A 13364-nucleotide genomic window follows, 5' to 3' on the forward strand; every position below is an offset into this window, starting at 1 on the left:
TTACCTCTCAAAAATAATTCCATATTAGAAATCAATTCTTAATCCAATCCAAATAGAGCGTGGCTCATTGCCAAAAGTAAAAATATCAAGATTAGGATTATTTATATGCGGCTTTTCACTCGACCTTACATCACCTATATGATCCTCTCCACTCACTACTTCTCCTTTGTGATGAATAATTTCACCAGTTTCTGGATCCGTTATATCTTTCGTATATACATATCCCGGATAAAGATATTCACCTTTTTCCTCATCCCTAATAGGATCATAATATGAGTCTTTATAATCTTTCAAATGCAGTGATGCCATATAATTTTTGAAGTCCTGAGATGGACCTGTTTCCGAACCAATACCCTTGGCAAATGCATATTTATAAGTAAATATTTTGGTGTTAAATAAATTTAAAATATCAACGGTTAAAGTTGCTTTAGCACCTTTTAAATCAAATGTTTTACTAATAGCCATATTTGCTAGAAAAATATCAGGCCAGCGAAATTCATTATTTACATCTAGACCTCTTGGATTATATCTAAAAATTTCACCTCGTTTCCATTCAGGCAAAAAGCTAAATCTCCAGTCTCCAAATATATAACCCCACTTACTTGGACTTCTCAATGTTATATTCGCTGAAAATTGTGGAACTGGATATGGTCTTTTTGGATCTCTATAGTAATTAATCTTATCTGGATCATTATTAAAATCTGGATCTTCATATACATATTCACGACCACTATACCCAACTGTTACGTAAATATATTGCAATTTTGCCCATCCTGTTAGTATTTCACCAAACTGCTTTGTAATTTGTATTTCCGCTCCTTGAACACCCTTATATGCCTGATTCGTTCTAAATGAAAATCCATTACCATAATTTGGAATATATATAATTGGTCGTACTTCACCTGTAACATCTTTATAATAACCCGCGACATGAATCAAATACATATCCATCAGGTTGTAATCAACTCCCAATTCGTATTGGATAGTTCGAACAGGTTCAAGATTTGGATTTCCAAGATGATATAAACCACCTTTCGCTGTACCATGCCTATAAACATACATATACATTTCACTGTATGGCGGTAACATTCTAAAATGTCCATAATTAAAATAAAATTTGGTTCTACTTGTAAGAGGGAATGAAACACCCAAACGTGGACTAAATACTAAATGTGATTTTACTGGTTGATATAACGGTTTTTCGCCTATCCTTCTATAATAATTATCAAGAGTATCCCATTTCCACCAAACTACCGATTTCCCTGCATGTAACATTTCTAACCAATCAGTCGGTGTCTCTGCATAATTTATACCAAAGGCTTTTTCCTCGAATAATCTACCAGTTGGCCATTTTAATCCACTTGCCTCACCGAAATAATCCGCTCTTATACCAAAATTAAGTATCATCTCTTCATAAGATATTTGATCTTGAATGTATGCACCCGCAAATACTGGTCTAACCTTGAACATATATTCATAAGCACTACCTGGATCATGCCAATAGCCAAAACGATCATGATCTAAATCCATTACAAATACCTCTGCACCTGTCTTTATAAAATGCATCATATTTATCTGATTACCATAGTTTATCTTAAAGCGAAATTGCTGGGTTAATGAACGGTCAAAAAGCAAACCACCTTTACTATCAAATCTATCTTCTAATCCAGGAACACTGTGAAACTGGTCAAATATAAACCCATCAACCGTATCACTATCAGTATTAAGAGGTAAAATCCTCCTACCATATGGTGCCTCAGTTAAAGGTATTACCCCACCTAAACGATATAAAACTGTTTCATCACGAGTCTCCTTTGGATGTATATGATCTTTTATTCTCATATAACTTGCTTGTACGTCAAAAAATGACTTTACGTTTATTGTATGGGTATATTTTAATCCAAGCATAAAATTATATTGTTTCCAGATTTGAAGATCAGAAACATACCACCATAATCTTGGTCCATAATTACCACCCCATCCCTGACCACTGAATAGAAGAATATTGTCTTCAGGCATAAAATCACCACGATCAAGCCCGCGTGGGGTCCATGTTCCAGATGAAAACTCCAAACCCTGCGCGAAACTTAAGTTCGGCATTTCACTTTCACCACCATGTGTCGGAGACATTCCTTTATGATAATTATACAAAGATGTTATTTTCAAATTAGATTTCTTACTAATATTTGATTTAAGCACTAATATAGTAGTTGTTTTATAATCTGAGTCCAATTCCTTTGGTTGAACATATGCAGTTCTTGCGGTAATATTAGATAAATAGAAAGTCATATTTCCTAAATTCTTTCCTATAATCGGTACAGGACCACCAAATCCACCATCAAAAACATAATCCCATGTTCTCCCCTCTTTATTTGCATGTTTTCTAAATAGCTCTATCAACTTAGGATCCGTTACCTTTTCTCCAACATATATACCCATCGAATCAAGCTCTTCAATTTTTCTGTTCAATTTATCAAAATCAGGGAACACCTGGTGCATCCATGCATCATAAAGGTATAAATCAACAGCAGTAATAGCGGAAAAATCAAGCCCCATATTAACCAAACTAGTCTTCCATGTCGATGGTAAACGCCTACCTGTATAAAATGGGAAACCTCTGAAACTATTATATTTAACAAATTGTTGGGCTTCATATTCAGTAATTATCCCTTGTTTTATAGCTTCATCAACACCTATGAATGCAATATCAGGATCCAAATGCGGACGCAAAGCATTATTCATTGGATCATATAAGGATCTACCGAAACGCTTCATATGAGGTTGATTTCTTTTAAATGAAAAAGTACCATGATATCTATCACTATAACCTGTCTTTGTCGTTACCTCTATAATACCTGAGCGGAACTCTCCATACTCCGCACTCATACCGCTTGACTGTACAGATACCTGCTCAATTGAACTCGTTGGAATAAATGACCCTGTCTTACCTACTCTTGTATTTACAAAAGCAAATCCATTTATTATAGTTCCTGTTTCCTGTGGATTCCCACCACGTATTTCTAAAAACCTCTCATCCGTAATTCCTGCCTGCTTTGCCAAAAAATCATGTAACGTCGTTACTCCAGCTGTCTCTACTATCCTATCTGCCATAATAACATTCTGGCTCCCCGTTACCTCTTTATGTAATATATCACGCTCAGCAACAACCGTAACTGTAGCACCCTCTATCACTGCTCTCTCTAATTGAAAATTTACCTTTGTAATCCGTCCCTGAGATACAATTACACCTGTCTTCTTTGTCTTAGTATAACCCACATAACTTACTTCGATTATATAAACTCCTACCGGGACATTCACTATAACATAATCCCCATTTTGATTTGTAGCAGCACCAAGATATGTTCCAGAAACAATTACATTTGCTCCAGGAAGTGGCTGACCTGTTTCCTTATCCTCAACATGACCAATTATCTTTCCCTGCGACCATAAAACAGTATTCAATAAAAATATTACAAACAAAACACATAATAGCTTTAAATTTTTCATTTAGCACCTCCCCCAACTATTTATAGGTGCAATTTAGTTATGTAAAATAATCAATGTTAGCATCTATTTAAAGAACTGTAATAACTTTTTTTATACTCTAAAAACAAGTGGTTTGGCACAGATTCAATAATTGAACTGTGCCAAACCACTATAACTATCACAGGTGGGTTTACTTAAGCAACATCATTTTCTTTATTTCAGTGTACTTACCTGCCTTAATTCTGTAGAAATAAACACCCGACGGTAAATTCTTTGCGTCAAACCTAACCTGATGATACCCCTTATTCATGTATTTATTAACAAGAGTTTCAACTCTCTGTCCAAGAATATTGTATATACTCAGTGTTACATAACAATCCGTAGGTAATTGAAATTTTATATTCGTACTCGGGTTAAATGGGTTCGGATAATTCTGCATTAGCTTGAATTCTTTTGGACCCGCTTCGGCAACATCGTGAATAGCTACCTCTGGACCAGCAATATACATACCTTTTACCTCTTCATCGGACAATGCACGTCCGTAAATTCTGAAATCAGCTAAAATACCTTTAAACTTATTTGTTCCTTTGTAATAATTCCCCAAAATTAAGTCATGCTCAGTTCCAATAGGCCCTTCAGTTTTATCCCAAATCGAAGCTACTTTTTCACCATTTATATATATAAACAAGGAATCCTGTATTCTATCACGTACACAAACTACGTGCATCCATTGATCATTCAAATCTTCTGGTAAATCATATTCGAGTTGTGTTTTACCAGTAGTATCTGTATCAGAAAACTTAACTGTATCCTGATTGCCATTGTCATCAATTGCAAAACGTAACTCACCATTTTTAATTTCTGATTGTAACCATCTTGCACAACTATCTTCACTATGTGGAGCAAATGCAAAAGTACCTTTATAGAATATTGTTTGATTCTGTGTAATATCAGTCTTAATCAAATATGCTACTGAGAATGACTCCTCGCTAAGTCTAATCAAACTATTATCAGGAACTCTAATAAGTGCAGTATCAGAAGCAGCAGAAAAATCCAGACCACCACCTGAAAAAATCGTCACCCATTCATCACCTTCAAAACCTTCCAGTGTTCCATCCAGCCCATTTACTATTTCCTCAGCCGTAGTTCCTGAGGTTTCATCAAGTTTCCAGTGAGCAATTTTTGCCATACCTAACTTACTACCTATTTCAGCAATTTCATCAGGGGTAAGTACATAATTATATAATCTAATATCCTTTATATCTCCAGACATAGCAGTTTCAGATTCATCAGTCGATTCACCTATACATAATGGTTCGCCATTTGATATATCACCGGTTTCATCTTTGCAACCACCGATAAAAGCTCCATCAGCAAATATCATTAATGAATCGTATACTGCATCACGAATCGCAACTACATGTACCCAATCACCCGTTACAAAAGCATCATCAGGTACTTCAAGTTTTGTTTTTGTAACATTATCATCAATGGTAAAACGGACAGTGGGACCACTAGTATGGAAAAGCTCGTAACGTTTTCCTGTAAATATGCTACCATCATGGGTTCCTTTAACTAACCAGCGGTCAGTATCAGTTGGTCTTGTTACATAACGTACAAACATTGATATTGTAAAACTTCTATCATCAAAATCAAGCGTATCTTTATGTGGAACTAGAATATGATGTCCATCTATATTATCAAAACGTACCCCACCATCTGGTAACCAGCACTCGGAAGTGTTAAGTCCTATTAATTTACCATCTATTCCATTCACTTTATCGTTAATTATATTTCCTGAACCCTCATCCATCGGCCAATGAGCTACAATACCAACTTTGAAACTTTCTCTTACCCAATCTATTGCAGCATCAATGAATTTATATGCAGTATCTGTCATTGAAGTATATGCTAACTCATGTATGCCAATTACTGCAATTCGATGTTTCATCGAAATATCGTTAGCATTTCTTGTACCCTGTTCCACTCCATATATAACTAGTGTATCTTCACCAGCCTCAGCAATCGGTATAACAGGAATTTGCGGTATTGATCCAACGATTAAACCAGAACCCGCTAAGCTTACCATATCTCCTTCATTAAACCCTGCTGCAAGTGGATGTCCTGAATTATCAACTATTTTAACAGGTTTTACATCAATATTTGCAACAACCTTATCCACCATAAAATCAAACACACCGGGTTTTGCTGCCCATCCTTCAAGACATACGGTTGGTACTGGTATATCTTTTATATATTTAACATCACCGGAACCAATACTTTCTGAAATGATTATAAAATCATATTTCTTCAAGTCTTCTATTACATCAGGATCACTTAAACTGCTACTTGGAATAATATCCGGGTATTGACCACCAGGTGTTTCTATTCCAGTATATCCCTGCTTACCAATCCAAATATAAAGTACTGAATCTCCAGATGATAACTCATCTGGAATAGTAGCATCTTTACAAATAAGTGCAGTTTTACCTGATTTCAATTCCGGCATTTCCATTACCTCTGACCCTATTTGAATGTGCTGTACAGCAAGCCAACCCCAACCTCCTTGAAATGCATCTACAACTTCTATAAATATCTTTTTACCTGCATACGCTGAAAGATCAAGAGTATCTAATCCAAGGGAACCCTTATTGTGCAGATGAAGTGATCTTGCAAATGTAGTATCAGTCCCATCAATAACCCATACAGCTATACCAGATGATTCTGTTTTATAAAGTTCTGCAGTATTATCATCTAACTCAGGAGCTATATCACCACCACCACCAGAGGATATTACACTCAAAATTATTGGACCTTCTGCTGGAAGTTCAACAACTGGAGAACGAGCTACCTGATCATTTGTTTCACTATGGACATAGTCTCCGTGCATATTCAGTAAGAATGTGTTTAAGCTACCCTCAGTTATCCAGCCAATACGCGGTTTGCTAAGGATAAACTGTAATAGACCATTATCATCAACACGAGCATGATCTGGATCAGCACCAGGCTTCAAGCCGTTAAACGATAATAATGACCCAACTGTCCACGCTATCCCTGCCTGAGGCAAATTACCATCGTTTTCTGTATCCCAGCCACCCGTTAACCTCTCATCTCCGGCAGTAGTAGGATCATCTTCTGAGGGAGGAGTAATTGCTGGATATCTACTAAAAAATTCAAATCCATGAGTATTCCCATTTTCAAAATCCCATATTATTGGCCACTCGCCATTTGCAAAAACAAATGTACCAATTAAAAACAAGGTTAATAAACATCCTGCTAATCTCTTCATAACAAAACCTCCATTTTTTTTGAATTAAATAATTTACTTAGCGAGAAAAGCAAGCTGCTCTCCCAGCTAAACGTAAAAATGTTTCTCTTAAAAATTTGTAACCGCATCTTTTATTTAACAAGAATCATTTTCTTAGAATCAATGAAATTACCAGCTTCAATTTTATAGATATACTCACCAGCACTGAAATTGGACGCATCCCACGTAATGTTGTAAATCCCGGCTTCTCTGTAGTCATTTACCAGAGTAGCTATTTTACGTCCGAGTATATCATAAATACTTATTTTAACCCATGAATCTTTTCCGACAGAATATTCAATATTTGTTGTTGGGTTAAATGGATTTGGGTAGTTCTGCGCGAGGCTAAATCCAATCGGTACTCTATTACCCATATTTACAAAAGCGTTTGATTCTTCAGTAACCCAGTCAATTCCAGCCTTAATAAATTCCCATGCATCCTTTGTCATAGTAGGATATCCAACTTCATGAATACCAATAACAGCTACTCTATTTTCTATGGAATCACCCGCAAATGACTTAACACCAGGTTCTATTCCATAAATAACCAGCATTGAATCAAGAGAACTTAAAGCACCAATCTCAATAACAGGGATATCAAGCTCACCAGCAACAATAAGCCCATTTTGCTGATCAGTGACCAATGTAACCTGATCATTTACATTATGTCCTGCAGATAACGCATGCCCGGTTTGATCCACTATTTTAACGGCTTCAGGTGCATAATTATTGACAGCCCTATTTGCCATCCAATCCATTGCCCCGGGCTTGGCTAACCATCCTTCAGTGGTTACAAGCGGAATAGGTATATTTCTAAAACCTTTATCATCATCTGGATGTTTACCTAAATCACCTGACCCAATGGTTTCTGATACAAAAGCAAAATCATATTGTTTGAATTCCTCTTCATACATATACTGTACTTCAGAACCCAGCGTTATCTCAACTTGGTATCCCCAATTTGTCAGTGAATCTTTAAATACTTGATCTGAACTCTCATTTCCGGTAATCAGCACACACTTCTTTTGACCATATGAATGGTCACTAAACATTACAAAAGCAACAACCAAACTCAAAATGAAAACAAATTTCATTGGTAACATTTTCCTCTTCATACTTCTCCTCCTTTTTTTAACACACATTATTCACATATTTTCTATCAAATAGCAAAAGGCTCTATCTTTTTTAATATATCTTACTAAACTAATCTCATTACCACCTCACTGCCTTGTAATATATAAACTATTCGATTAATAGGAAATTATCTTTTATTTAAGCGGTATGTTTTTTGAGTAAACGGTAAAATCAAAAAATTTTTATAATTCACTATTTCAAATTCAAGTGCAAACTATATATACTGAGAATTATTTAAATTTTCAATAAAACTTTTTTAGTATAAATTTAATTGTTTCTGAATTCTGAATAGGGAAAAATAAGGAGATAACCTCCTGTGTATATTGAAATTTAAAAGAGAAAACAAAAATGCAGGAGATTATCATGAGAAACTATATAATTTTAAACTCATTAAGAGAGATAATCAAAGAAGTATTGGAAGATATGCTTAGAGTGGAGAGGAATAATTATTTAGAAGGTGGATGAGATACAAAAGGCAATGGTATATTACATGAAGAATTTGAAAACGATATTAGATGAGGTAAAAGAGTTAGATGTTCTAAACACAAGACAAGGGAAACTTAGCAGTAAGATTCTTATTTAAAGCAAAGGATATGCAAATAAGACAAGCTTGTAGAAGATTTGATTAATAATTTTTCTAAATCAAAAAATCAAAGATGTATCTTCCATATAATCAAGAACATATCGAACAAGGTAAGAGTGAAAAACAGAATTTCCATACTCAATGCTTTCAAAAAAGTAAGAAAAGTTTTATAATGAACTATATCGCTATTTATGTACTTTTATAAACACTTTTTCATCTATCAGTTAACAGATTTTTTAAACTTACAGAAGACTTCTATTTTTATTCAGAATGGCGAAAGAAAACGAGTGCAATAATAATCAATCCCAGTCCGAGCCCTTGCAAAAACGTAATTGTCTCACCAAAGAAAGCATACCCAAAAAGTGATGCAAAAAATGGTGCAGTTAACTCAAGAGAAGATGTCACAGCTGTCTTCAACCTTTTTAGTCCTTCATAATAAAGCATATATCCTACGAACACAATTATCCCACTAATGATCTGATAATAATTTGAAATTGCAAGCCCAACGTAAATAGAAGTTATTATAGATAGAATAACCGAAGCTGTCAGAAATCTATAGAAAACGAGTGCCCCTGTATATAGTCCTGATAAATACTTTTTGGCTATTATGCCTGATAGTGCCCACAAAATAGTCGAAATTAATACCAACAAATCACCATAGGTGCCAAGTTTAAGTGACTTCAAATTCTCTGTAGATTTTGTAGTAATCAAAAGACTGGCTATTATCATTGAGATAATAAAAATATAATCAAAGCCCGTATGCTTTTCTTCACTAAATATAAATAACCCAAGAATAATTATGAAAATAGGTTGCATATGACCGATTAATACTGCATTAATAACTGGAATATGATTGAAAGAATAAAAATAGAGCAAATCAGCAATGGTAGTCCCAATGATCCCTATAAACGCTATTTTAATAAGATGGGACCTCTTCACTTTCAAAGATTCAATACCACTTGTTGAGACAATATATACAAATGCCATGACAGTTGTGACAATCGCTCTTATAGTTGTAGTCTGGATAAAGTTTGCATTTACGTAAGAATACCTTGCCACGATTGGCTCAAGCGCCCACATAACGGCTGCTGCGATTACACACAGTGCACCAAAGCCTTTCCTACCAATCAACTTTTCCACAACAATTCTCAAAAATTCAACGCCTATAACTTAATTAATTTTATTTTAACGGGGTATAAATTTTTATTATTTAAAATTATGTATTAAATACCCAATTAGAATAGTGATGGAGTATTTTCTATGTGCGAATTCGTCTTATTTATATCATCAAGTACAAATACCTCTACAAGAGATTTTTCCACCCCTTGCAGCTTTTTCACTCTCTCAAGAATTTCTTCTTTTGCAGAAAAATAAACAATCTGCCATCCTTCCAGAGCCAGCTTTAGTAATATTTCAATTTCTTTTTCAAGTCTGTCGGGATCAGATTTTATAAAAGGATCATCCATTAAGAAAAATCCAGCCTCATTTTCCAGAATACTCTCAGCAAGGGATAGCCTCACAGCAAGGTACAGTTGATCATATGCACCAGCAGAGAGATTCTCTACTGGAATCTCAATATCATCTTTACCAATTAAATGTAAACGATTCTTTTCCAAATCATATGATATAGCTTTATACCTGTTCTCACTAAAATTTTTAAAATATTCCACAGCCTTTGACTTTTTGTCGAATAATTCCTTTATACTCTGTTTTTTTTCATTCTCAATTTCCTCCAATATTTGAATAGCAATTTTACAATCATCGAACATTTGTTGATGATGAGACAAAAACTCTATTAATTTATCCTTCAATTTCTCAATTTGGGATAATGAATCAATCCTAACCGGCTCATCTAAAAGCAGAATCTCATTCGACCTTTCTTCAAACTGATGAAACTTCCGTGTATATTCCTCTTTTGCTTTCTTCAAATTTTCCAGCTTTTCCTCTATCTTATCGAGTCTTGATTGATATTCATCAATCTTACCCGGAATATATTCAATATTAAGAGCACTTTCCTTAAAAGATTCATATTCTTTTAAAACTTCATCCCATCTGTCAAATTCCACAGCTTTATCCAGACCAAAAACCCTATAAAATTCTGATACTAAACTGGATAATTCAGCTTCCAGTTTGTCTTTTTCTTCAACTTTCTTTGAATAGTCTTCAATATTTTCAACCTTAGCATTAATTAAAATATTTTTAATATTATTCTCTAAACTTTTAATCTTACTATATAACTCCTCAATCTCTTTATCAAGTATTGATATCTGATTTTCGCAATTTTCTATTGTATTTTTCTTTTTATTAATCTTTATTTCAAATCTTTCAACCTCATCCATAAATCTCTGTATGTTTTTATGTATATCAGAAATATTCTCACTTCCTAGGCCTAATGGTGCAAGTTCATTCTTTATATTTTCAAGAATGTGCACGAGCCTACCTTCTTTTCTCTTAAGCCAAACGACATTTACTGTTCCGGACAGAAGAGCTACTAGACTAATGAACGCAAATATATTAGAAGCTATTTTCATACCAAACAGTGCAAATCCAAGTGAAGCAAGGAGGACTACAAAAGAAATGACAAACGAATAAATATATAGTACTTTACCAAATCTTTTACCAGCAAGATTCTCAGACTCTTCTTTGTATTTACCTATCTTCGGAATAACATTTTCAATCTGCAACTTCCTCTTCTTCAGAAGTTCATAATCAACTTCAAGATCAAAAAGCTCCTGCTTTAACCGGTTTACATCTTTTCGCAAATTCTCCAGAGTTTCTTTTTTCTCATTGATACTTTCTTGGTGATGCTTTATACTTATATTAGCTTGATTTAATTCTTTCTCTGCTTCCTTATTTATAAATGATAGGTTTTTCAGCGCTTCTAACTTTTTTTCATAATTATTTTTTATTTCTACTCCTATCTCATATTTTCTTCGTTTTTCAGCCTCTCGATAAATTGAAATAGTCTCCTGTAGCTTTTCTCTCTCATTTTCCATAGATACAATTAGCTTCTCTACCTCGTCATAGCCTTTTGCATATGCTTTTTCAAGAAAATCCCCAATCTCATCGATTAGCTTCGTAGCTTGGCTTATCCTTGTTGCCAACTTCCTCGAGTTTTGATCATCTTTTATGTTAAATTTTTCCGTTAAATGACCGATTGAGAAAATTTTCTCTTTTACATCCTTTATTTTTTGTAAATTCAGCCCTGTCAATCGATCAGCTATATCGTTATAGAATCCTGCCTCATTTTCTATTGTTAGATCGCTATTTCTTATTATAAAAATATTTCTGAAAATTGACGTATCAATGCCAATAATATCCACAAGTGAACCATTCTCAGGTAATTTGACATCCCCATTCGATAACTCAATCACCAGATATCCGGATGGGCTTTCATTAACTCTATTAATATTAGGGAATGCCTTAGAATACTTTCCGAGCATAAATTTAATAATTGCTTCAAGAGTCAGAGTTTTGCCAGCTTCATTCTTACCCCAAAATAAAGTAAAATTTTTTAGACCAAACTTATCATGGTATCCGATATGTCCATATCTATCTATTCTAAATTCTTTAATTCTCATCCCTGTATAGACTTAATCATCGCTTTTATAAAAAGTTCTTTTAATCTGTCTAACTTTTCTTTTTCAAAATTGTTGTTCTCAAGCCTTTTTTCAAACTCCTTAAACAACTCATCTTCAAGAATAGTACTTATGTCCCTATAATTTTCTTCACACTGAGGTGGATATCTTAAATTTAAATTATCAAGATGCTCAATTAGTCCCCTGTGAAAGGCTACCTCATCAAGCCCGTGAAGTGATTTATTAATATATCCACTAACTTTTAAAATTAAACTAGCATTCTCATTTATATCAGACAAAGCTTTTTTGACAATATCTAATGGATTCTTTCGTTCAAAGGGATCGAGATATATTTCTTTCAACTCATAGTAGAAACCATCCGTAACAATCTCCTCAATATTACTATTCTCAGTGTCTACTATCACTACTTTTCTTTTACCAGTCTCTCTGCGTGTTATGGATACTGGTGAACCAGGATAGATAAAAAAACCCCCATGAAACTGCCTGACAGTGCAATTGGTATGGAAATGTCCTGCTAGTACAAAATCAACCCCCATCTCATCAAAGTATGATAATCTAAATGGCATATATCTATCATATCCTTCTTCTCCAAAATCACTAATAGAAAATAAAGAATCAATTAATTCACCATGTATTAGTAGAAAATGTATCTCATCCTTATCCTTCATTTCATCAATTTTTCTTTTTAGCGCATACAGATTTTCCAAAACCTCATTCTGATTATAATTTTCAAAGGGCAATCCCCAGAAAACGCATCTGTCTATCCTGACAGGATCGCCTCTTCTTATAACTTCCACATTATCACCAAAGTGATATCCCTCTTTATAAACATTTTTATCATGGTTTCCAGGAATTATCAAAATTCTTGCCCCTGTTTTTGAAAATAGACCCCGCAATTCAGCTCGTATCTTTTCAGCATCCATACCTGTATCAAAAAGGTCACCACTAATAGTAATAACCTGACAATCATTGTCATTTGCAATACGAATAATATTTTTTAATGCATCCCATCTTTCGTTACCAATATCCTTTAAATGTAGATCTGCAGTATGTAAAATCTTCATACTTAATCCTATCAATATCAAATTAATTTAAATTAAATATTCGTAATTGGTTATAATAAAAAACAGAGAAAAATATTAAAAAATTATTACTTATTGAGCCTGATCATCTGCAAAAGGTGGTAATTAGGATTTTGATCTATCTAAAAATGAATTCTTTGTAATAATTAGTTCCAATGCAATTTTACCACACT

7 protein-coding genes are annotated in these 13364 nt (G+C 34.0%); 1 reads left to right on the plus strand and 6 read right to left on the minus strand.

Features of this window, described 5'->3' with window-relative positions; all coding sequences use genetic code 11:
- Positions 1–24 precede the first annotated feature (24 nt).
- The 3 genes from H0Z29_00065 to H0Z29_00075 form a co-directional block, all read right to left on the minus strand.
- A complete protein-coding gene (locus H0Z29_00065) occupies positions 25–3507 on the minus strand; it encodes a TonB-dependent receptor (GenBank protein ID MBO8129894.1) in 3483 nt (1160 codons plus the stop codon).
- A 169-nt stretch (positions 3508–3676) separates the two neighbouring features.
- Positions 3677–6775, minus strand: a complete 3099-nt coding sequence (locus H0Z29_00070) for a T9SS type A sorting domain-containing protein (protein ID MBO8129895.1) — start codon at positions 6773–6775, stop codon at positions 3677–3679.
- 110 nt (positions 6776–6885) lie between these two features.
- The gene (locus H0Z29_00075) at positions 6886–7908 is read right to left on the minus strand and encodes a T9SS type A sorting domain-containing protein (GenBank protein ID MBO8129896.1); all 1023 of its coding nucleotides are present in this window, start codon (positions 7906–7908) and stop codon (positions 6886–6888) included.
- A 640-nt stretch (positions 7909–8548) separates the two neighbouring features.
- Between H0Z29_00075 and H0Z29_00080 the strand changes: the two genes are divergently transcribed.
- Entirely contained in the window at positions 8549–8683 is a 135-nt protein-coding gene (locus tag H0Z29_00080) for a transposase (protein ID MBO8129897.1), read from the plus strand.
- 88 nt (positions 8684–8771) lie between these two features.
- Here the strand turns inward: H0Z29_00080 and H0Z29_00085 are convergent, their stop codons facing one another.
- The 3 genes from H0Z29_00085 to H0Z29_00095 all read right to left on the minus strand — a co-directional run bounded on the left by H0Z29_00085 (position 8772) and on the right by H0Z29_00095 (position 13173).
- Positions 8772–9650, minus strand: coding sequence for a DMT family transporter (locus tag H0Z29_00085; GenBank protein MBO8129898.1), 879 nt, complete (start codon positions 9648–9650; stop codon positions 8772–8774).
- 95 nt (positions 9651–9745) lie between these two features.
- Positions 9746–12091: an AAA family ATPase gene (locus H0Z29_00090; GenBank protein ID MBO8129899.1), complete on the minus strand. Its 2346-nt coding sequence runs from the start codon at positions 12089–12091 to the stop codon at positions 9746–9748.
- Positions 12088–13173 (minus strand): DNA repair exonuclease, encoded by a 1086-nt coding sequence (locus H0Z29_00095; GenBank protein MBO8129900.1) that lies wholly within the window; start codon positions 13171–13173, stop codon positions 12088–12090. Before H0Z29_00095 ends, H0Z29_00090 begins: the two co-directional genes overlap by 4 nt.
- Positions 13174–13364 lie beyond the last annotated feature (191 nt).

The sequence above is a fragment of the Candidatus Neomarinimicrobiota bacterium genome, assembly GCA_017656425.1.
GTDB lineage: Bacteria > Fidelibacterota > UBA2242 > UBA2242 > B5-G15 > JACDNV01.